The organism is Nonomuraea pusilla, from assembly GCF_900109355.1.
Lineage (GTDB): Bacteria > Actinomycetota > Actinomycetes > Streptosporangiales > Streptosporangiaceae > Nonomuraea > Nonomuraea pusilla.
In genome coordinates, this window is record NZ_FOBF01000011.1 from 90647 (window position 1) to 110217 (window position 19571).

Here is a 19571-nt window from a genome sequence, read left to right on the forward strand (position 1 = left end):
GTCGTCATGCCCTCCCGGCGAGCAGTTTCTCCAGCCACGCCGCCCACTCGGCCTCGACGCCGGACGGAGGGGCGGTGAACAGGTGGTGCGCGGCCACCACGCGGCCGTCGAAGCCCCGCATGAACCGGTAGATCGCGTCGCCGGTGCGGACGCCGAGCGTCTGTGAGTCGTGCCGGTAGACCACGCCCTCCGCCGGGGGCAGGCCGGGCGGCTCGACGCGGGCCGTGTCGCCGTTCAGGCCCAGCTCGGCGCGCAGGATCTCCCAGGCGCGCGGCCAGTCGCGCACCTGCGGCCCGAACGCCGTGACCGGCGTGGCGGCACGCCCCCGGAAGTGGGTGAGGTACTGCACCAGCGTGGCGAAGAACAGGCCGAGGCCGAGGCCCATCGCCTCGAACTCGTCCTCCCAGTCGTCGCCCGGCAGGAAACCGCTGGTGACCATACGGAGGACCGTGCTGTCGCGCGCGCGGCCCTCGACGAGGAACTCGTAGGCGACGAACCGGCCGTCGGGGGCGGGCTCGGCGGCGTGCGCGAAGCGGTGCGGCGGCTCGGACGCGGTCACCGCGGTCTCGGGCGCGTACCCGCCGAAGGCGGTGCGGACGACGCCCCCGGCCACCTCGGTGCGTCCCATGAACCAGGAGTCGATGCCGGGGCCGGTGGCGATGGCCTCCCACACCTCCTCGGGCGTGGCCCCGACCTCGGCCTCCTGCGGGAGCTCGAAGGAGTGGCCCATCAGCCCTCGCTCGGCACGGACGGGTGGACGGCGACGACGATCCTGTGCGGCCGCCCGCCTTCCGCGGACTCGTCGTGATATTTGCTGACGAGCGAGGTGACGCAGTGCGTCAGCTCCTCGGCGAACGCCGCCCGGTCGGCGGCCGAGGCGAAGCGCACCTCGCCGTCGATCGCGAACGTCGCCACCCGCTTGTCGGCCTTGGCCGCCCCGGTGATCAGCGTGCCCACGTCGCGGACGAGCTGCGCGGCCAGCGCCAGCAGCCAGCGCGCCGACAGCCGGTCGGGCGACCGCGCCGGGTCGGGCTGCACCGCCGCCAGCGCCGTGGGCGAGATCACGAAGGACGCCGCGGTGGCCCGCATCACGCGTTCGGTGACGTTGCCCTTCCTGCGCTCCTCGACCAGCTCGACCAGGCCGTGCTTCTCCAGCGTGCGCAGATGGTAGTTGACCTTCTGCCGGGCCAGGCCCACCTTGGCGGCCAGGGACGTGGCAGAGCCGGGTTCGGCCAGCTCGGCCAGCAAGCGCGACCGCATCGGGTCGAGCGACGCCTCTGCCGCGGCAGGGTCCTCGATCACTGCCACTTCATGCATGAACTCACCCTCGCACCGAAAAAAAACCTTGTCAAGAAGGGGTGGAGAGCGGGGCGGACACGCGAAGCGGGTCCACGGGCTCGTCCTGCTGCTTCGGCGGCCGGCGCCGGCCCGCACCGCGACGCCGTAGGGCCACGCGGGACGCGTCGGCAGCGACGGTCCAGGCGCTCTCCCCTCCGGTCCCGAACCTGCACCGCCGTCAGCCGGCCCTCGCCCGGGGGCGGGCGCGCTCGGCGGGTTCGCCGAAAGGGCGGCGCGGGAGGCGGGGGTCGGCTAGCATCCGTAGCGGCAGTGTCACGCTGGGCGACGGCGGCCGGCGGGCTCCGTCCGATCCGCCGGGCCGCGCGAGCGGCCCCGGCGCACTGGGTCACATCGGACGAACCCCCGGCCGCCCTCCGCTCAGACCCTCACGCGGCGCCCCTCACGTCCCGGCTCCGTCTCGCGGCGGGCGCACCATGAAGACGTCCACCGGGTCCTCGCTCTCCACCACGAAGCCGTGGCGCTCGTAGAGCCTGCGCGCGGCGCTGCCTTGCAGGACCTGGAGCCGTACCGCGGCGCGCTGCTCGTCCGCCCGCTCCATCAGCGTCCGCAGCACGGCGGAGCCGAGCCCCCGGCCCTGGTGGCGCGGCGCGAGGTAGAAGTGCTCCAGCAGCCGCCCGCCCTCCGCGGGCCTGACCGTCACGCAGCCCGCGAGCTCGCCGCCGGTCATGATGACCGACGTGTGCAGCGGCGAGAACGAGTCGCGCAGGCGCTGCCGCACCCGGTGGGCGTCGTAGCGGCCGACCCGCTCCAGGTCCGCGCGCAGCACGGTGGCCCGCAGCTCCGCGAGCGTCTCGACGTCCGCCGCCGTGGCGGCGCGCAGCGCCCAGGCCGGGTCCCTCGAATCCATGGCCCGCAGTATCCCGTACGCCGCCACGACGCCCGCCACCGGCCACCCGGCGTCAGCCGAGCGACCGGCCCCGGGGCTCACCGGCCGGAACCGGCGGCGGCTACGGGCGTCGGCGGAGCGGGCAGGGGTGGGGGACGTGCCGGTTGGGGCAGCAGACCACGCCGAGGGTGACGAACCTGCCGCCCTGCAGCCATTCGCCCCACTGCACGTCCACGCCGCGGGCGAGCAGGTCGCGGGCGGTGTCGAGGCGTTCGGCGAGCGGGACCCGATCCGGCGTGAGCAGCGCCGGAACGGCCTTGGCGTACTCGGCGGCCAGCCAGCGCGCCGCCGCCTCGACGTCCTCGAAGGTGGCGGCGACGTGGGAGGCGGGCTTGGCCAGCCAGTCGCCGGTGCGCATCGGGGGCAGCGGCGAGGTGGCGAAGCCGGGGGAGGAGGTGCGCCGCCCGGCCTCGTCGGCGCGGTCCGCGCCCGCGCCCGTCCACTGGTAGGCGTGCCAGTGCATGCGTGCTCCCTCCCCCGTCGCCGCTTCGACGCCGCGCCCGCCTCGATGGTGGCGCGTGGCGGGGCTCGGAGCCCGGCACCGGTGAACCGGCGCGTCCCGGCAGGTGCGAACGGATCAGGACGCAGGCCGAACGCGGCACCTTTCCTTCCGCATTCCTCCCTAGCCTGCCCGTGGCGGACGGCGAGGAGGCTGTCCCGGTGAGGAAGAAGGCGGAGCCGGTGGAGCTTTCGTGGGAGCAGGTCAGCGCGCGGCGGCTGGAACGGGCCGGGCTCGGCGCGCGGTGGCGGGCGTCCGCCCCTGCGGCGGCCGCGGCGGCGATGTGCGGGGTGCACGCCCAGGTCATGTCCGCCGCGGAGCTGTCACTCGGGCTGAGGGTGCCGGGGCTGACCCGGTCGGGGGTGCGGGCGGCGCTGTGGGAGGAGCGCGAGCTGGTCAGGACGTACGGGCCGCGCGGCACCGTCCACCTGCTGCCCGCCGCGGACCTGCCCCTGTGGCTGGACGCGATGTCGTCGCTGCCGTCGGCGCGCGGAGCCGGCCCGGAGGGGCTTCGGCTGACGCCCGAGCAGACCGAGCTGGTCGTCCGGGCCGTCGCGGACGCGGTGGCGGGCGCGGAGCTGACCATCGACGAGCTGGACGAGGCCGTGGTGGCGGGCGCCGGGCCGTGGGCGGGCGACCTGGTGATGCCGGCGTTCCAGACGATGTGGCCGCGCTGGCGGCAGGTGATGGCGGTGGCGGCGCACCGGGGCGCGTTCGTGTTCGGGCGGGGCAGGGGCCGCAAGGTCACCTACACCGCGGCCCCGGCGGGGCGCGCGGCCGCGGGCGGGCGCGACCACCTGGTGCGGAGCTACCTGTGGGCGTACGGGCCCGCCACCCCGGAGGACTTCGCGCGCTGGACGGCCGCCCCGGTGCGCTGGGCGGCCGAGGCGTTCGCGGCGGCCGGCGCGGAGGAGGTGCGGTTCGAGGGGCGCAGGGCGTGGGTCGCGGCCGGCGACACGGACGCGCCGGCGGAGCCGCCCTCAGGGGTGCGGCTGCTGCCGCACTTCGACGCCTACGTGGTCGCGGGCAGGCCGCGCGAGCTGCTGTACGCGGGGCCGGCGGCGGCACGGGCGCTGAATCGCGGGCAGGCGGGCAACCACCCGGTGCTGCTGGTGGACGGCGTGGTGGCGGGGGTGTGGCACGGGCGCAGGTCGGGGCGGACCCTCCACGTCACGGTGGAGCCGCTGGACGAGCTGGGAAGCGGGCGGACGCGGGCGCTCGGCGAGGAGGCGGAGCGGGTGGCGGCCGTGCTGGAGTGCGAGGCCCGGCTGACGATCGGGACGGTGACGGTCGGCCCGCACGCCTGAATCATTCCCTATCACTCCCTATCTTGTGCCATGATGGGGAGTGATATGGAGTACTACACCGTTGATCAGGTCGCCGCGCTGCTCGGGCTGCACGTCAAGACCGTGCGCGGCTACGTGCGCGAGGGCAGGCTGCCCGCCGTCCGCATCGGCAAGCAGTACCGCATCGGCAAGGACGACCTGGCCGCCTTCACAGGGCTGCCCGCCGAGTCCATGGCCCCCGCCGCGCGGCGCGAGGTGGACGTGTCGTCCGTCGTGCGGATCGACGGCATCGGCCGGGCCGACGCCGACCGCGTCACCACCACGGTCACGTCGTCGCTCAAGGGTGCCCCGCGCGGGGCGTTCGTCGAGTGCGCCTACGACGAGGAGCGCGGCCAGCTCAAGGTCGTCGTTCTGGCCGGCCTGGAGACGAGCGCGACGGTGTTCACGATCATCGACACCTTGCTGAATGGGAGACCGTGAGCGACGTTCGCGGAGGGATCTACCGCTCGGAGGCGGGCGCGCTCGCCGTGCTGCGGCGCTACGAGGAACTCCTCGCCGCCTGGCCCGTGCCCGCCGAGCACACGCGCGTGCCGACGCGCGAGGGGGAGACGTTCGTGGTGACCTGCGGGCCCGCCGGCGCACCGCCGCTGGTGCTCCTGCACGGCTCCGGCGCGTACGCCGCCTGGTTCGACGACGTCCTGGACGGACTCGGCGTCGGGCGGTTCTCGGCCGTGGGCGTCTCGCTGGGCGGCTGGCTCGCGCTCGACCACGCGATCCGGCGTCCCGGCCGGGCCGAACGGCTCGCCCTGCTCTGCCCGAGCGGCGTCGGCCGGCAGCGTGTGCTCCCGCTGCTCGCCGCGCTGCCCCTGCTCGCGCTCGGCGAGCGCGGCCGCAGGCGGGCCATGCGCATGGCCGTCGGGCCCGCGCCGGACGCCGACCCCGCCATCGGGGCGTACACGCTGCTCATCCACCGCAGCTTCCGCCCGCGCGGCGGCCGGGTGCCGTTCTTCGCCGACGAGGCGTTGCGCGGGCTGACCGCGCGGCTGCTGCCCGAGGCCGGGTACGTCCTGCCCGGCCAGACCACTGAGATCATGGAGTTCCTGGAGGCCCGCCGTGGGTGACGACCGCGTGTTCGTGTACGAGCAGGACAAGCCCCGGCTGCGCGGCGGCGACGACGTGCTCGACCTCATCGGGGAGGCCGGTTACCGGGGCGCCACCTGGGTGGCGGTGCCCGTCGGCCGCCTGCCCGAGGACTTCTTCTCGCTGCGTACGGGCGTGGCGGGGGAGATCGTGCAGAAGTTCGCGAACTACCGGCTGGGGCTGGCCGTGGTGGGCGACGTGGCGGACCGGGCCGCGGCGAGCGAGTCGTTCGCGGCCTGGGTGAGGGAGGCCGACCGGGGACGGCAGGTCTGGTTCGTCGCCGACCTGGACGAACTGCGGACACGTCTCGGCCGGGACACCTGACCGGGACGCCCCTCCTGGCCGTGGCTCGCGAGCCGCCCCGGGCGCGGGCGGGCTCAGGGGCGGGCGGCGGTGGCCTCGATGCCGTCGAGCAGCACCCGCAGACCCACGGCGAACGTCCCCGACACCTTCTGCTCCAGGAAGGTCCCTTCGGCCGCCGGAGGCGCGGGAGCGCGATTCGGCGGCTCGGGGGCCGGGTCCGACGGCTGGAGGGCGCCCTGGAGCCAGGCGACCTGCGGGTAGCGTTCCGGGAAGCCGGGCGCCACCTCCTCCAGCAGCGCCGCCCGTGCCTGCCACCACTCCTCGTCGGAGACGCCCGTCGCCGACGGCGCCTGCCGCGACTCCGCGACCGTCGCCGCCGCGCCCCGGACGAAGTCGTACAGCAGCGCCACCACCGCCCGCAGCTCACCTGGAGCGAGGCCGGTCTCGCGCAGCACCCGCACCAGCGACTCCAGCGCGGCGAACTCGTTCGGCCCCAGCACCGGCCGGGCCTGCGACACCTGGAGCACCCAGGGATGCCGCAGGTAGAAGGCGAGGGTCCGCTCCGCCCACGCGGTGAGGGCCGCGCGCCAGCCGCCGCCCAGGTCGTACTCGGCCGGCAGCTCGCCCATCGCGCGGTCGTACATGAGATCGACCAGCTCGCCCTTGCTCGGCACGTACGTGTAGAGCGCCATGCCGGTGCGGCCCAGCCGCTCGCCGACCTTGCGCATGGACAGCGCCGCCATGCCCTCCGCGTCGGCCAGGGCGATGCCGGCGTCGACGATCGCGTCGACGCTGAGGCCGGGCTTCGGGCCGGGCCGCGCCTCGGCGGGCTCGCCGCCGCTCCACAGCAGCGCCATCGACCGGCGCGGATCGCCCTGCCCGGCGTAGACGACCAACCCCGTGCCTCCCGCCACAAGATCTCTTTACGTCATAAGCCTATCAGCGGGACGTGACCAGGACGGGGCGGCCGAGCGGTGCGGCGGCAGCGGCAGCGGCTCCCCCAGCAGGAACGACGTGACCGCCCGGTCGTGGAGAGCGGGACGGTCGCCCACGAGGTCGTGGCCGGCGCCGCGCACCGCCGGCATGACGGCGCCCGGCAGCACGTCAGTCCCGGTCGGCGGCGGGCCCGGCCGCTGTCACGACCCTCGCGTGGGTGACGTGGTCGAGGAGCCGGCGCCGTTCCCCGGAGAGGAAGGGCAGCCAGTCCAGCCAGGCGGCCGGGCCGAGCAGGAACGACAGGCGGCGTACCAGGGCCTGGCCCGGTCGTAACAGCAGCCCCGCCTCGGTGACGACGCGCAGCCCCGCCAGCCGCTTGCCCGGCGTCGCCCCGGACCGGCTCTCCAGCAGCGCCAGGCCCACGATCGACCAGGCGAGCGCGAGCGGCAGGCCGATCGCGTGCAGCAGCCCGCCGTCGTCCTGCGAGCAGGCGGTGGGCAGCAGCGAGACGCAGAAGTCGCGGCTGCGCACGTACACGAACGGCGGGAACGCGCCCGCGATCGTCCCGCCCCGGCTCGCGCTCTGGACCAGCAGTCCCACGGCGACGGCGACGAGCGGCAGGTTGTCGACCAGCGCCGCCCCGATCCGGCGGCCGAACGACGCCTCGGCGGCGGACCCTCCACGGGTGAAGGCCTCCGCCGCGTGTTCGGGGTCGCCCAGCCGGGCGAGGGCGTCGTCGAGGTCGCCCGCCTCCGCCGCGTCGGTCAGGTGCTCGACCAGTTCGGCCCGCCGCCGGGCGCGTTCGGCGGCGGAGCAGGCCAGCCGCCGTTCGAACGCGTCGGCGTAGTGGTCGATGCGGCGCTGGTCGTCGTTCATGTCGCCTCCTCCTCCAGTGCGTCGAGCAGGTCCCGCATGCCGTTGACCAGCCCGCTCCACTCGGTGCGGAGCAGCCTCAGGTGGTCGCGGCCGGATGGTGTGATGGCGTAGTACTTGCGCGGCCTGGCCCGGCCGTCGGCCTCCCAGACGGCCGTGATGTGACCGGCGTCCTCCAGGCGGTGCAGCAGGGGGTAGAGCGTGCCTTCCTTGATCTCCAGCACGCCCTCGCCCGCCTGCTGGAGGGTCTTCATCAGGTCGTAGCCGTAGCGGCGCCCGGTGCCGAGTATCGACAGGACGGCCAGTTCGGCGGTGCCCCGGGCGAGCTCCCGCCGCAGCCGGGCGAGCGTCGCGGATCCGGAGTCGGCGGTGTCGGGCACGTCATCATCGTACGACCCGATACCTTGCGCGACAAGGCATCGGGTCGTACCTGGTCAGGACAGGGTGAGGAGGGCTTCGGCGCCCATCGGCTGGTATCCGGCGGCGAGGAAGGCGCGGACGCTGGCCGCGTTCGCGGGCGCGACCTGCGCCCACAGCGGGCCGGGCGCGAGGTGCCGCGCGGCCCGCGCCAGCAGGCGGCCCGCCCCGCGGCCCCGGTGCTCGGGCGCGACCTCGACGGCCGCCTCCCACCGCCCGGCGACGCCGCGTCCCACCGTGACGACGCCCTCCTCGGACGTCCACACCCGTACGGAAGTACGGTGGCGGCGGGCCCGTACGACGCGGGGGTGGGCGCTGTCGGTGACCTCGGTCAGGGGGAGCGGGGGAGGGCCGGTCAGCGGACCGGCCAGGGCGAGCAGGTCGACGCCCTCGGCGCGGCGGCCCGTCAGCTCCTCCAGCGCCCGAAGGAACGGCGGGGCGAGCGGCGCGGCGACGTCGTCGCCGGGCAGCCGGTCGCGGATCCAGGCGTGATCGACGTCGGCGAACACCACGTTGTGCCCGGTGAAGGCGATGACGCCCAGGTCGCGGGGCGACGGCTGGGGCAGGACCGTGAGGGAGCCGTCGGGCGCGGGGGGACGCCCGTCCGCGGCGGCGGTGAGCAGATCGGCAAGCGTACGCATCCGGCCATTCCAGCACCCGACGCCTCTCCAGGGTGAACACCCGCCCAAGGACAAGCGATCTGGCGCTCACCGGCTGCGGGCTGCGGCGACGACCGCCGGCACGATGGCCAGCGCCAGGACGCCGCCGCCGATGGCGAGGACAGGGTAGCCCGCCACGGCGACGACGAGGCCCGACGCCAGGCCGCCGGTGGCGCCGGCGATGGAGACGGAGACGTCCACCAGGCCCTGGGTTCTGGCGCGGGTGGCCAGCGGGACGGCGTCGGTGATGATCGCGGTGCCGCTGACGAGGCCGAGGTTCCAGCCCAGCCCCAGCAGCGCGAGGGCCACCGCGAACGAGGCGACGGAGTCGTCGGGGGCGCGGGCGGCGACGACTCCGGCGGCCAGGAGAGCCGATCCGGAGGCGGCGGCGATCGTGAGGCTGCCGTAGCGGTCGGCGAGCCAGCCGGTCAGGGGCGAGGGCAGGTACATCGCGCCGATGTGGACGGCGATCATGAGGCCGGAGGCGGCGGCGCCGTGCCCGTGGTCGTGCATGTGGACGGGTGTCATGGTCATGATCGCGACCATGATCAGCTGGGTGACCACCATGATCAGCGCACCGACCAGCACAGCTGGGCGGCGCCTCTCGACAGCCGGACGTGGCCGGCCGTCGGCGTCGCCCGGTTGCCGGTACGGCGCGGCGGCGGCTTCGGCCTCCAGAGCGCGGGCCAGCCGCAGCGGGTCGGGGCGTAGCCAGATGGCCAGGACTGAAGCGGCCAGGGCGTAGGCGGCGCCGGCGAGGAGGAACGGCCCGGCCAGGTCGGGGATGCCGAGGGCGTGAGCGAGGTGGCCGGTGGGCGCCGCGAGGCTGGGCCCGGCCACGCCGCCCAGGGTGGTGGCGACCAGCACGGTGGAGGCAGCGCGGGCTCGGTGCGCGGGGGCGGCCAGATCCGCTCCGGCGTAACGGGCCAGGAGGTTGGTGGCCGTGCCGGCGCCGTAGACGAACAGGGCGAGGAACAGCAGGACGGGGCTGCCGGCGACGGCGGCGGCGATGACGCCGACGCTGCCGACGGCGCCGGCCAGGTACCCGGCGGCAAGGCCAGGGCGGCGGCCGTGGGCTTGGGACACGCGTCCGACGGCGACTGCCGCGAGCGCGGAGCCGGCGGTGCCCACGGCGCTGGGCAGGCCGGCGAGGCCGGTGGAGCCGAGCATGTCCTGCGCGAGCAGGGCGCCGACGGTCACGCCGGCCGCCAGCCCGGCGCCGCTGAGGACCTGGGCGGCGACCAGGACGATCAGGGAGCGGCGCTGCGCCTGACGGCGCGGGAGGTCCTCGATCCGGGCAGGCACGTCAGTCGTCACGGGAGAGTGTTCTTTCGAGAGGGGCGACCGGACCGGACGCCGAGGGAGGCGCGGTTCCGGCACGTCGGGCCGGCGGGGAAGCGACATTGGGCGTGGCCTGGTGGGAAGCGGCAGTGCACCGCGCTCGACGTCCGCACCGTGGTGGACGACGTGGGGCACACCGGGCGGGCAGCCGAGCCGGAGATCGACCGGTCCCGCAGGGGGCCGGTCGGCGGCGCGCCCGCCCGGTCGCGGGGTCAGCCCCGGTGGCCCAGGTCCAGCCGGTCGAGCAACCCGGCGTCGGCGAAGGCGGCCACCAGTTCGTCGCGGCCCTCGGTGAAGTGGGCCCAGCTGTCGTAGTGGACGGGAACCACCCGGCGGGCGCCGAGGATCTCGGCGGCCTCGGCGGCCTGTGCGCTGTCGATGACGATCAGCTCGCCGTCGAAGAGGACGGGGAACCGGGGGCCTCCGGCGAAGAGGACGGCGGTGTCCACCGGGCCGAATCGGTCGGCGATCTGCCTGACCAGGTCGAGCGAGGCGTTGTCGCCGCTGACGTAGATCGTGGGCAGCCCCTCCCCGGTCAGGACGAATCCGACGACCTGGCCGGTGATCGGTTCGACCTCCTCGCGTGGACCGGGTCCGTGGACGGCGGGTACGCCCGTGACGGTGACCGTGCCGCCGCCGGGACGGTTCAGCTCGATCGGCTCCCAGTCGGCCAGCCCCTTGGCCCCGTTCCCCAGGCGCTGCCCGCCCCCGGGCGTGGTGAGCGTGAGCGGGACGCCGGCGAGCAGCGCGCGCCCGGAGTCGTCGAGGTTGTCGGGGTGCTCGTCGTGGGAGAGCAGGACCACGTCGATACGGCCGAGGTCGGCCGGTACGGCGGCGGGGGGAGCCGTCTTGGTCAGCCGGCCGCCCGGTACGTCGTAACAGCCGGGAGCGTCGAAGGTCGGGTCGGTCAGGAACCGCAGGCCGCCGTACTCGAAAAGGGCGGTCGGGCCGCCGAGGACGCGCACGGGGATCTGCTCGGTGGTCGTGCTGAAACTCGCCATCCAGGCACCTCACGGATTAGCAATGATTTATCCGTGATGACAGTAGTGGCGTCTCACGGACGAATGCAAGCCGTACCATGAGAGCCATGAGCCGCACCCCGACCGCCGAACCTGTTCTGCCGCCCGCGCCAGGGGCGGAGGACTACCTCGCCCTCGACTTCGTCAACAGCGCCATCGCGCTGCCGGGAGGGCAGTTCATCGATCTCCTCGGCACCCCGGAGACGACGAACCACTGGCTCGCCGAACGCGGTCTCGCTCCGGCCGACGCCGGGGTGCAGGAGATGTGCGCCACGCAGTTGCGCTCGCTGCGCGAGCACGTCAGGGCGTTGTTCGCGGCCCGCGTCGCCGGGCTGCCCGCCCTGCCCGCGGCTCTGTCCGCCGTCAACGACGCGCTGAGCAAGGCCCCCACCGCCGCCCTGCTGCACTGGGACGAGAAGAACGGCCCCTACCGCGCGACGCCGTGCCCCACCAACGAGATCCTCGACCGCGCTCTCGCGACCCTCGCGGCCAACACGGCGGACCTGCTCACCGGCCCCGACGCCGAACGCCTCACCGACTGCGGATCCACCCCCTGCAACCGCTACCTGCTGCGCCACGGCCGCCGCCACTGGTGCTCCGTCCGCTGCGGCGACCGCGCCCGCGCTGCCCGTGCCTACGCCCGCCGCACCCAGCCGAAGCCAGGCTGACGGACCCTCATCCCCGATTCGACCGCCGCGGCGGTGCCTCATGCGGCATCGGGACGAGCATGCTCCTCCACGCCTGGATCGGCTCGTCGGGGCCCAGGCGGGATGCATGCGCCTGCCGTCTACCGCTGTCCGGGTGGCTCTCCTCGGCGGCGTCGATCTCCACCCGGCGCATCCAGTGTCCGCCGCGCCTCTCGGCGGCTTGCGGGAACCGCGGCTTCCCGTAAACGGCCTTGCGCACTTGTGAACGCCCTTGGATGCCTGGAACCGGTGCGCCGACCAAGGCCCCACCGGTGCGACAGCGCCCCCACGCCGGTGGCGAGCGGGCGGGGTGGGCGCGGCTCTGACAAGCCTGGCCCGCACCGCCACGACAGACGCCCGCAGGGCTAACCGTTCTGCACGGCAGGCTGTGCGCACGGGCAGGTGTTCGTCATGACCTGCCACAGCGTGCACCAGCACGTGGTGGGGGCGGGCGTCGGGTCGGTAGGGGCGACCGCGAGCAGCGACGCACCCATGAGAGCGGTGACGGCAAGACGCCGGATCATCTGTAGCCTCTGTTCTCCTTGTAGTGGATCACTCTGCGATCGAGTGATCGGTCGATCGCAGAGTGTAATCGACTGTTGCGTGATCAGCGCGAAGTGTGCAGCGCGCATGGGGGCGCGGCCCTCCTCGGTGCGGGAACCGCCACATCCTCCAGCCGGCGAAGCTCCGAGCCGCGTCCAATCGGGCAGGGCTTTCGGCACCTAGGCTGCGCGACGAGACAGCGGCGAGGCCTGCCGGTTGGAGCATCGGATCTCCCCGCGCCCATCACCACGCTGCCGGGATGGTCCTGGACGGCGAGTTGGCCGCAGCGTTGCGAGAGGCGGCCGACCAGGAGAAGGGGCTGCGTCGAAGGGGCAGAACGCCCGCGATGGTGACCCCGGCCGGGACAGGGCCGGGAGCGGGGACGGGCGAATGGCGTGGGCCGGCCTTCCGGTTCGACAAGACACCCGACAGCTACCTGGCCGGCCTGCACCTACGCGGAGCCGTCATGTGGATTCGAAGCCGGCACGTTGCAGGCTCTGGATGCCCGTTCGGGCGAGTGGCCTCTTCAGGTGATGGTGAGTGTCGTCAGCCCGGTCGCCTTGGTGAGCCCGGTGGTGAAGCATCGCAGGAGTTGCGTCTGCGCGAGCGTGATCGTCTGCACGGCCGGCTCGCCCTGGAAGCGGCCCTGGACGACCGTGCCGGTGAACGTGGTGGCGACCTGGCCGGCCACGGCGGTGCTGCTGCCGGTGCCCTCGATGACGCTGCTGTCGCCGGCGTTCCACTCGACGACCCGCTGCCCCTCGAAGTCGTCGAACAGGTCGTTGCAGCCGACCGAGATCGTGAACTGCTCCCCGTACGTCCCGCTCTTCGCCTGCCCCGTGCCGTCGACGCAGGAGCTGAACTCGCCGCTCACCGTGAGCTGGACGTCGTGCGGCGTGAAGGTGACCCCCGGGTCGTACGTCACCGTCTCGGTCCCTTGGCACTGCACGAGGGTGACCGCGTAGGCGGGACCCGCGGCAGGTACGAGCACGCCGAGGGCGGCGACGGCCGTGACGACGGCGATCAGGACACGCGTGCCTCGGCTCTGCCGAGAGGAACGAGAGGTCACCGGAGCGCTCCCTGTCGGGGTATGGGGGGTTACCAAGACATGACAGCTTCATCGGCGGTTACTTGCTATGCCCGCGAAGGTTGCAGATTCATGCCTTGCCGACACTCTCGGTCATCTCTCCTGTCCCGCTCTGGCTCTTGGTGAGAGGGGTGCCGTACGGCTCGCCGGGGTCAGCCATGTCGGGATCGCGGTCCGCCGCGCTGCAGTCTCTTGCCGGCCGCATGGTCAGGGTTCGGTCATCCGGGAGGTCAGGCGGGCCAGCAGGGGAACGCAGTCCCGGAGCAGCTGCTGCTCCTCGGGGCGGAGCGTGTCGGTGATCGCGGCGTTGAGCCGGGCGGCGCGCTGGGCGCGTTCCCGCTGAAGGTGGGCGCGGCCGACGTCGGTGATGTGCAGGAGGAGCTTGCGGCCGTCGCGGGGGTCGGGTTCGGCGCGCACCAAGCCGTCGCAGAGAAGTTCCTTCACGGACTTGGCGGCTGCCTGGTGGGTCACGCGGCGCAGGCGGGCGAGGTCGGCCGTGGTGCGGGGGCCGTCGCGGTCGAGGTGGCCCAGGATGGCGGACTCCCCGGAGGGCATGGTGTCCGAGACCCGCACGGCGCGGACCAGTTCCCCGATCACCTGTCGCAGGTCTTCGGCAAGCGCGTCGTCGTCCATGGTCTCATCCTATCCCAATCTATGTAACCTAGTTGTACAGTCTGGTTGTATAGTTTGAAGGGTCGTCATGAATCTCACCAAGTTCGGCCACGCCTGCGTCCGCGTTGAGAAGGACGGCCGCCGCCTGGTCGTCGACCCGGGCGGTCTCACCGAACCGGCGGCGCTCGACGGCGCCGACGCGATCCTGGTCACCCACGAGCACTTCGACCACTTCTCGGAGGAGAGGCTCCGGCGAGCGGCTGAGAGCAACCCGGCCCTGCGGATCTGGACGAACGCCTCCGTCGCCAGGCAGATGGACGGCCTCGGGACTCGGGTCACGTCCGTCGGCGAGGGCGACGCCTTCACCGCGGCCGGCTTCGACGTGAAGGTCCACGGGACCTGGCACGCGCTCATCCACCCCGACATCCCGCGCATCGGCAACATCGGCTTCCTGATCGACGATGCCCTGTTCCACCCCGGGGACGCGCTCACCGTCCCCGACGCCGCCATCGACACGCTGCTGCTGCCCGTGCACGGCCCCTGGTCCACCACCGGGCAGCTCATCGACTACGTACGCGCGGTGGCCCCCCGACGGACCTGCGCCATCCACGACGGCGCCCTCAACGAGGTCGGCGCCACGATGATCGCCGGCCTGCTGGGCGACAAGGGGCCCGGCACCGGGGGCCGCTTCCACCGCCTGGTCGCGGGCGCATCCATCCAGATCGGCTGAGTCCGCCGGGGCGGCCGGTGGTGGCGGTGTTCGCCCCGGAGAGGAAGGCCGGGACCAGCGACGCCATCCACATGAATCGCTCGGCGGGACGAGCGCTCCAGCGAAGGAGAGCGGCCGCGATGACGATGCCCACGACCGAGAAGACGAACGCCTCCCCGACGATCTCCTCCAGATCGTCGGCCGGCGGCGGCCGGCTCCGGCGTCGGCGAGCTGGGGGCGTGCTGATGCGGCGTCCGGCGGGAGTCCGCCGTCCGCGTCGAAACAGGCCTGTACGAGATCCAGCCGGCCGCAGGCGGCGTACGTCCGCAGGGCCTGCGGGACGATCCCGTGCTCGGCGAGCAGGATCGACGATCTCCGTGCTGCGGGAGAGAATGGCGTTCTCCAGCGGGGTGCTGCCCAGAGGCGGGCGCCAGGGTCGGCGCCGGCTTCGAGCAGCAGGCGCACATAGTCGGCCGGAGGCCGGAGGGTCGGCGCGCCGGCTCACCGTGGGTATGGCTCGGGTCTCCAGCTGACGGTGGGCACAGCCTGGCGGTGCGTTCGTCGCCCATGAGGACGTCGGCGCCCCTGCCGGGAGGACGCGGTTGCCGAGGAAATCGTGCACCGGCGACGAAGGTCCACTTCACCCTCCTTGATCACGACTTGACCGGGCGCCGGCGGGCGTGCGAGCTCGGCCTGCGGCAGGCACTCCAAGGAGTCGCTGCCACAACCCACCTCGTGAGGGGCACCGGATGGCGAACTCGGACCCGAAGACGGCCGCATGCTCGCTTCTCCGCACCAGCGGCGACTCAGATGGCGATCGGGATCTCTTCGACCCAGGAGTCTGCGACCACTGGCTTGAGTCGCGCCTGGAAGTCCTCGGCCTCGCTGCGAGTCAGGAAGGCGCCGGCGCCGGCGATCTCGATCTCGGGTGCGCCGCTCCTGGTCTGGTGCTCGACGCGCGTCACCACCGTGTAGATGGTTCGGTACTTGCCTCTGGGCTTGGAACTGGTGTCGTCCGTGGTGAGTTCGTGAACGAGTTCTTCGGCCGACGCGATGTCGAGGCCGGCGTCGTAGCCCGGGCCGAGGGGATGCCGGGGCCATGCCGGCTGGTCGGGGAGGATGCCGGCGAAGAAGCTCAGTCGGGTTGGGCTCAGGACGCCCTCGTGCCAGCAGATCCCGCCGGTCACGACGTGATCGCGGATGCCTCGGCTTTCGAGGATGAGGACGTGTCCGCCACCGTCGAGACGTGCTGCGGCCTTGATGCCGTCGGCTTCTTCGAGTGTCGCGCGTCTGATCGTCAGCCCGTCATAGACGGAGTTGACCTTGATGGCGTCCACGGGCGCGAAGAGGATCTCCACGGTTGTCTCGTGCAGGTCCGGCAACTGCGGGTCGGGGTCGGCCGAGCTGCGCAGCAGCAACCGGCTGTGCGAGGGCGAATACGCCCAGAGCTTGAACGCGCGGTGGCTGCTGAAGAGCTCCGTGCCGGGTTCTGGCCCTTCGGAGAGATTCAGCCGGGCGCCGTTCGTCATGGCCGTGAGCATGTCGATCACAGCGAGTCGGCGTCAACTGGCGCGGCGAGGTGGGGCGTGAGACCGCGTCGATGATCGAGTGGACCGAGGTTCTCTCCCCGAAGTCCTGGGCGCGGTGGTGCGGGGATTCCGAGGTCGGCGAGGGTTGTTCCCGTCAGACCATCCGCTTGGACGGTTGACGCTCAGCATCGGCAGTGGATGCGGGCTTCTCTGAACTCTCGATGTCAGGGCGCCGAACGAGTGGCCTCGCACCTGGTGTCATCGCAGTGCCGCTGCGAAGTCGGGGCGGTTGGTGCTGGTGTAAGCGTATTCGCGTTCGGACCACGCGATGATCTCTCCGGGACTGGCTGGACCGGGGCCGGGGTCGGTCAGGCGCTCTGTCCACCAGCGGATGTTGCGGGACTGGCGGTCGAGGATCGCGTCGACAACGGCAGTGCGGCGCGCGGCGGTGAGTCCGTAGGCATCGACGAGGACCCGCACCTGGGCGGCTTGCGCGGCGGCCGGCGGCGCGGTGGTCTTGGAGGAGACGCACCACGTCCAGGCCATGTATCCGATGTCTTCGAGCGGATCGCCGGGGGCGGCGGTGTCGAAGTCGATGAAGGCGACCGGAAGCCCGGCCCGGAACACCGTGTTGTTCGGTCCGGGGTCGTGATGGCAGACGACCGGGTGCTCGCCGGTGAGGCCGCTGTCGCGGGTGGCGTCGTGAAACGAGCGGAGAAGCACGCCGGCTGAAGCGATCTGGGTGTCGCTCCAGTGCCGGAACTTGGCTGGAACCCAGCCGGGCAGGTAGCTGAGAACGTCACGGTCGGCTTCGTCCCGTCCGAGATAGCGCGGTGCGCCGGGGAACTGGTGTTGCTGAAGGTGTGCGAGCAGTTGAGCGACGAAGGCGGAGGAGTCGGTGGCGGGGCGTCGAACGGTATCGGCGACGCGGACGACACCTGAGGTGATGCGCCCTCCGGTCAGGGGAAGTTCAGCCGGGACGTCTCGCATGGCGGGAGTTCTCCTCTTCGGCGCCTGAGCGGGGACGGTGTTGATCCCGATGATCCCCCACGCCATCGAACCTGGCCGAACCCAGCCCATCGTTCTTGATCAACTGACGGGTGCAGCAGCATGCGTGGTCGGCCACGCACGGGCGGCTGCTCGGCACAGGGCTGCTCCGGCGGCGGGTCCAGCGCCACCGCGGTGGGCTGCGAGGCCCGGGACGCTGCGGGCGACGGGTTCGAGATCCTCGCCCCGAACCGCACCGGCCCGCAGCGGGACACGTCGTTCCAGCGCCTGATCAGTGGCACGGTGGGCGCTCACTCGTCGGTCTCCGCCATCGGCTGACAGGAACTCGTGCCCGCCGATCGGGAACCGAGAGCCACGGTTCCCACCCCGAACCGGTGGCCCGCTAACGCCGTCCTGGCGGCTCGCGTGGCGTGGCGGCATGGCCGCCACGCCTGAGTACTTGCAGACGATGGTCGGCCGCCTGCCCGAGGGGTCGATCTGGCGGGTCATCGCCATCGGACGGGCCAACCTGCGACTCGCCGCCATCGGTCTCGCCCTCGGCGGCGACGCCCGCGCCCGGTTGGAGGACGTCCTGTACCTGGGCGAGCTCAGACTGGGGAACCTGCCGCAGGTCGAGCGCGCCGTACGGCTGGCCCGGGACCTCGACCTGGAGATCGCCACCGTCGAGCAGACCGAACGCCTCCTCGCCCTCCCCGCACCCCGGCCCACCTGCGCCCGCCGGGCGCGGACGGACCGGACCTCCGTCGTCGGGCCTCCCCGCCCCTGTGGCTCGCCGTGATCGCGCCACATCGTGATGTTCCGTCAGAGGCCGCGGAGGTCCAGCTCCGGCGGCCCCGTCAGGAGGGTGAGGCCTCGTCGTACGCGGCCCGCGCCGCCACGACCGCGGTGATGTGCCGTTCGGCCCAGGCGCGGACGGCGGCGAGCGGTCCGTCGAGCGAGCGCCCGAGAGGGGTCAGCGAGTAGTGGACGGCGGGCGGCACGGTGGGCTCGACCCGCCGTCGCACCAGGCCGTCGCGCTCCAGCGACCGCAGCGTCTGCGACAGCATCTTCTGCGAGATGCCCGTGACGCGCCGGCGCAGTTCGGCGAAGCGGACCTCGCCGGGCTCCGCGTCCGCGAGCACCTTGATGAGCATCGACTCCCATTTCCCGCCGATGCGGTCGAGCACCTGCCGGGTGGGGCAGGCCGGGTCGAAGAGGTCTCCGGGGGAGGGGTGCGCCGCCGGGGTGGTCACCTGTAGCTCACCTCGTATCAGAAAGTGCCGTCTTCCTAGGATATCGGCAGTCTCCTACGGTTACCAGGTGTCCAATCGATATCAGCAAAGGGGTAACAGGTGACCAGATCCACCGCGCTCACACAGGTGCGCGTCGTACAGGGACGGCTGGAGGGCGCGCTGGGTGCCGGCCGCGACGTCCGCGTCTTCAAGGGCGTGCCGTACGCCGCACCGCCCGTCGGGCCGCTGCGCTGGAAGGCGCCTCGGCCTCCCGCGTTCTGGGAGGGCGTGCGCCCCGCCACCGCGTACGGGCCCGTCGCCCCCAGCAGCCCGTCCCGCCCTCCTCGCTGTACTTCCCCGGCGAGCGCCCGCAGAGCGAGGACTGCCTCTACCTCAACGTGTGGAGCCCGGCCGAGCCGGAGGAGCCGCGTCCCGTCATCGTCTGGTTCCACATCGGCGCATTCCTGTACGGCTCCGGTTCCGCGGGCGCCGGTCCCTCGTCCGACTACGACGGCGAGGCGCCGGCCCGCGCCGGCGTCGTCGCCGTCACGGTCAACCACCGGCTCGGCCGCCTCGGATTCCTCGCCCATCCGTGGCTGACGGCGGAGTCGCCCGAGGGCGCGTCGGGCAACTACGGCCTGCTCGACCAGATCGCCGCGCTGCGCTGGGTGCAGGAGAACATCGCGGCCTTCGGCGGCGACCCCTCCCGCGTCACCGTCGCCGGCGTCTCGGCGGGAGCGGCCGCCGTGAGCGCGCTGATGAGCTCGCCCCTGGCGCGCGGACTGTTCCACCGGGCCATCGTGGGCAGCGGCGGGCTGTTCGGACCGGTCGCGGAGAGCGTCGGCATCAACGACCTCCTGCAGGACCTGCCCGCGGCGGAGCGCAGCGGCACGCGCCTGACCGGCCTGCTCGGGGTCCGCTCGCTGGACGAACTGCGCGCGCTCGGACCGGCCGAGCTGCGGTTCCTCTCGCTGTACCCGGCCGAGACGGACGAGGAGGCGGTCACCGCCAGCGCGACGGCCAACGGCGACCGGATCTTCACCTGGCAGAACCGGACCTGGGCGCGGCTGCACGCCCGCACCGGCGGTGCGACGTGGCTGTACCGCTGGGAGCACGAGCCGCCGGTGCCCGACGGGTACGCCGAGGGCCGGCCCGGCGCGTTCCACGCCTGCGAGATCCCGTACGCCTTCGGCACCCTCGACGCCCGCGACTGGGAGTGGCGGCCGATCGTCAGGGAGCTGGCGGCGACGCTGTCGGGCTACTGGACGGCGTTCGCCGCGACCGGCGACCCGAACGGCGGCGGGCGGCCGTCGTGGCAGCCGTACGTCCCGGACCGCCCGGCCGCGCTCAGCTTCGCCGCCCGCATCACGCAGGGCCCGCTGCCGGACGCAGCCCGGCTGGCCTTCCTGGACGAGCACTACTCCCGCCTGCGCGACCTGCCCTCGGGCCGTATGAACGCCTGACCCTC

25 protein-coding genes and 1 pseudogene are annotated in these 19571 nt (G+C 73.2%); 10 read left to right on the forward strand and 16 right to left on the reverse strand.

What is annotated here, in order from left to right:
• Positions 1-4: 4 nt before the first annotated feature.
• The 4 genes from BMX74_RS23035 to BMX74_RS23050 all read right to left on the reverse strand — a co-directional run bounded on the left by BMX74_RS23035 (position 5) and on the right by BMX74_RS23050 (position 2708).
• On the reverse strand, positions 5-730 hold the full coding sequence (locus tag BMX74_RS23035) for an SRPBCC family protein (RefSeq protein ID WP_091102693.1): 726 nt from the start codon (positions 728-730) through the stop codon (positions 5-7).
• Positions 730-1317 carry an ArsR/SmtB family transcription factor gene (locus BMX74_RS23040; RefSeq protein ID WP_176573262.1) on the reverse strand — a complete coding sequence of 196 codons (588 nt, stop codon included), beginning with the start codon at positions 1315-1317 and terminating at the stop codon, positions 730-732. The genes BMX74_RS23035 and BMX74_RS23040 overlap by 1 nt, the downstream gene beginning before the upstream one ends.
• A gap of 421 nt (positions 1318-1738) precedes the next feature.
• Positions 1739-2206: a GNAT family N-acetyltransferase gene (locus tag BMX74_RS23045; protein ID WP_091102913.1), complete on the reverse strand. Its 468-nt coding sequence runs from the start codon at positions 2204-2206 to the stop codon at positions 1739-1741.
• Positions 2207-2306: 100 nt separating this feature from the next.
• Entirely contained in the window at positions 2307-2708 is a 402-nt protein-coding gene (locus BMX74_RS23050; protein WP_091102694.1) for a hypothetical protein, read from the reverse strand.
• Between the two features lie 197 nt (positions 2709-2905).
• Here BMX74_RS23050 and BMX74_RS23055 point away from each other — a divergent pair, with 197 nt between their 5' ends.
• From BMX74_RS23055 to BMX74_RS23070, 4 genes are read left to right on the forward strand one after another with little or no spacing between them, the layout of a single operon-like run.
• Positions 2906-4051, forward strand: coding sequence for a winged helix DNA-binding domain-containing protein (locus tag BMX74_RS23055; protein ID WP_218154015.1), 1146 nt, complete (start codon positions 2906-2908; stop codon positions 4049-4051).
• Positions 4052-4081: 30 nt separating this feature from the next.
• Positions 4082-4510: a helix-turn-helix domain-containing protein gene (locus BMX74_RS23060; protein WP_236714554.1), complete on the forward strand. Its 429-nt coding sequence runs from the start codon at positions 4082-4084 to the stop codon at positions 4508-4510.
• Positions 4507-5151 carry an alpha/beta fold hydrolase gene (locus BMX74_RS23065; protein WP_091102697.1) on the forward strand — a complete coding sequence of 215 codons (645 nt, stop codon included), beginning with the start codon at positions 4507-4509 and terminating at the stop codon, positions 5149-5151. Before BMX74_RS23060 ends, BMX74_RS23065 begins: the two co-directional genes overlap by 4 nt.
• Positions 5144-5494 (forward strand): DUF4180 domain-containing protein, encoded by a 351-nt coding sequence (locus tag BMX74_RS23070; RefSeq protein ID WP_091102699.1) that lies wholly within the window; start codon positions 5144-5146, stop codon positions 5492-5494. The genes BMX74_RS23065 and BMX74_RS23070 overlap by 8 nt, the downstream gene beginning before the upstream one ends.
• Positions 5495-5547: 53 nt before the next feature.
• Here the strand turns inward: BMX74_RS23070 and BMX74_RS23075 are convergent, their stop codons facing one another.
• The 6 genes from BMX74_RS23075 to BMX74_RS23105 form a co-directional block, all read right to left on the reverse strand.
• Positions 5548-6369: a TetR/AcrR family transcriptional regulator gene (locus BMX74_RS23075; protein WP_091102701.1), complete on the reverse strand. Its 822-nt coding sequence runs from the start codon at positions 6367-6369 to the stop codon at positions 5548-5550.
• 208 nt (positions 6370-6577) lie between these two features.
• The gene (locus BMX74_RS23085; RefSeq protein ID WP_091102706.1) at positions 6578-7285 is read right to left on the reverse strand and encodes an RDD family protein; all 708 of its coding nucleotides are present in this window, start codon (positions 7283-7285) and stop codon (positions 6578-6580) included.
• A complete protein-coding gene (locus BMX74_RS23090) occupies positions 7282-7662 on the reverse strand; it encodes a PadR family transcriptional regulator (RefSeq protein WP_091102707.1) in 381 nt (126 codons plus the stop codon). Before BMX74_RS23090 ends, BMX74_RS23085 begins: the two co-directional genes overlap by 4 nt.
• 54 nt (positions 7663-7716) lie before the next feature.
• Positions 7717-8340, reverse strand: a complete 624-nt coding sequence (locus BMX74_RS23095; RefSeq protein WP_091102710.1) for a GNAT family N-acetyltransferase — start codon at positions 8338-8340, stop codon at positions 7717-7719.
• A 66-nt stretch (positions 8341-8406) separates the two neighbouring features.
• Positions 8407-9675 (reverse strand): MFS transporter, encoded by a 1269-nt coding sequence (locus BMX74_RS23100; RefSeq protein WP_256257208.1) that lies wholly within the window; start codon positions 9673-9675, stop codon positions 8407-8409.
• 236 nt (positions 9676-9911) lie between these two features.
• Positions 9912-10700 (reverse strand): MBL fold metallo-hydrolase, encoded by a 789-nt coding sequence (locus BMX74_RS23105; protein ID WP_055501320.1) that lies wholly within the window; start codon positions 10698-10700, stop codon positions 9912-9914.
• A gap of 86 nt (positions 10701-10786) precedes the next feature.
• On the opposite strand from BMX74_RS23105, the gene BMX74_RS23110 reads away from it, so the two are divergent.
• The gene (locus BMX74_RS23110) at positions 10787-11386 is read left to right on the forward strand and encodes a CGNR zinc finger domain-containing protein (protein WP_091102714.1); all 600 of its coding nucleotides are present in this window, start codon (positions 10787-10789) and stop codon (positions 11384-11386) included.
• A 1087-nt stretch (positions 11387-12473) separates the two neighbouring features.
• Here the strand turns inward: BMX74_RS23110 and BMX74_RS44285 are convergent.
• Together BMX74_RS44285 and BMX74_RS23120 are read right to left on the reverse strand one after the other, a co-directional pair.
• Positions 12474-13016 carry a hypothetical protein gene (locus BMX74_RS44285; RefSeq protein WP_091102715.1) on the reverse strand — a complete coding sequence of 181 codons (543 nt, stop codon included), beginning with the start codon at positions 13014-13016 and terminating at the stop codon, positions 12474-12476.
• A gap of 225 nt (positions 13017-13241) precedes the next feature.
• Positions 13242-13667, reverse strand: coding sequence for a MarR family winged helix-turn-helix transcriptional regulator (locus BMX74_RS23120; RefSeq protein WP_091102718.1), 426 nt, complete (start codon positions 13665-13667; stop codon positions 13242-13244).
• 67 nt (positions 13668-13734) lie between these two features.
• On the opposite strand from BMX74_RS23120, the gene BMX74_RS23125 reads away from it, so the two are divergent.
• Entirely contained in the window at positions 13735-14376 is a 642-nt protein-coding gene (locus tag BMX74_RS23125; RefSeq protein ID WP_055501324.1) for an MBL fold metallo-hydrolase, read from the forward strand.
• On the opposite strand, the gene BMX74_RS46680 is transcribed toward BMX74_RS23125, so the two are convergent.
• The 3 genes from BMX74_RS46680 to BMX74_RS23140 form a co-directional block, all read right to left on the reverse strand.
• A complete protein-coding gene (locus BMX74_RS46680) occupies positions 14267-14977 on the reverse strand; it encodes a DUF6069 family protein (RefSeq protein ID WP_143078733.1) in 711 nt (236 codons plus the stop codon). The genes BMX74_RS23125 and BMX74_RS46680 overlap by 110 nt on opposite strands.
• A gap of 184 nt (positions 14978-15161) precedes the next feature.
• Positions 15162-15884, reverse strand: coding sequence for a hypothetical protein (locus BMX74_RS23135; protein WP_143078734.1), 723 nt, complete (start codon positions 15882-15884; stop codon positions 15162-15164).
• A 258-nt stretch (positions 15885-16142) separates the two neighbouring features.
• On the reverse strand, positions 16143-16874 hold the full coding sequence (locus BMX74_RS23140) for an aminoglycoside phosphotransferase family protein (RefSeq protein WP_091102724.1): 732 nt from the start codon (positions 16872-16874) through the stop codon (positions 16143-16145).
• Between the two features lie 120 nt (positions 16875-16994).
• On the opposite strand from BMX74_RS23140, the gene BMX74_RS43240 reads away from it, so the two are divergent.
• Together BMX74_RS43240 and BMX74_RS23145 are read left to right on the forward strand one after the other, a co-directional pair.
• Positions 16995-17210, forward strand: coding sequence for a hypothetical protein (locus tag BMX74_RS43240; RefSeq protein WP_143078735.1), 216 nt, complete (start codon positions 16995-16997; stop codon positions 17208-17210).
• Positions 17167-17670: a 3-keto-5-aminohexanoate cleavage protein gene (locus BMX74_RS23145; protein WP_256257219.1), complete on the forward strand. Its 504-nt coding sequence runs from the start codon at positions 17167-17169 to the stop codon at positions 17668-17670. Before BMX74_RS43240 ends, BMX74_RS23145 begins: the two co-directional genes overlap by 44 nt.
• A gap of 58 nt (positions 17671-17728) precedes the next feature.
• On the opposite strand, the gene BMX74_RS23150 is transcribed toward BMX74_RS23145, so the two are convergent.
• Positions 17729-18124 (reverse strand): winged helix-turn-helix transcriptional regulator, encoded by a 396-nt coding sequence (locus BMX74_RS23150; RefSeq protein WP_256257220.1) that lies wholly within the window; start codon positions 18122-18124, stop codon positions 17729-17731.
• Between the two features lie 126 nt (positions 18125-18250).
• Between BMX74_RS23150 and BMX74_RS46685 the strand changes: the two are divergent.
• Both BMX74_RS46685 and BMX74_RS23160 read left to right on the forward strand, forming a co-directional pair.
• Positions 18251-18430, forward strand: a pseudogene (locus tag BMX74_RS46685) (carboxylesterase family protein); the annotation flags it as partial.
• Positions 18431-18450: 20 nt separating this feature from the next.
• Positions 18451-19566 (forward strand): carboxylesterase family protein, encoded by a 1116-nt coding sequence (locus BMX74_RS23160; RefSeq protein ID WP_256257244.1) that lies wholly within the window; start codon positions 18451-18453, stop codon positions 19564-19566.
• Positions 19567-19571: the final 5 nt, after the last annotated feature.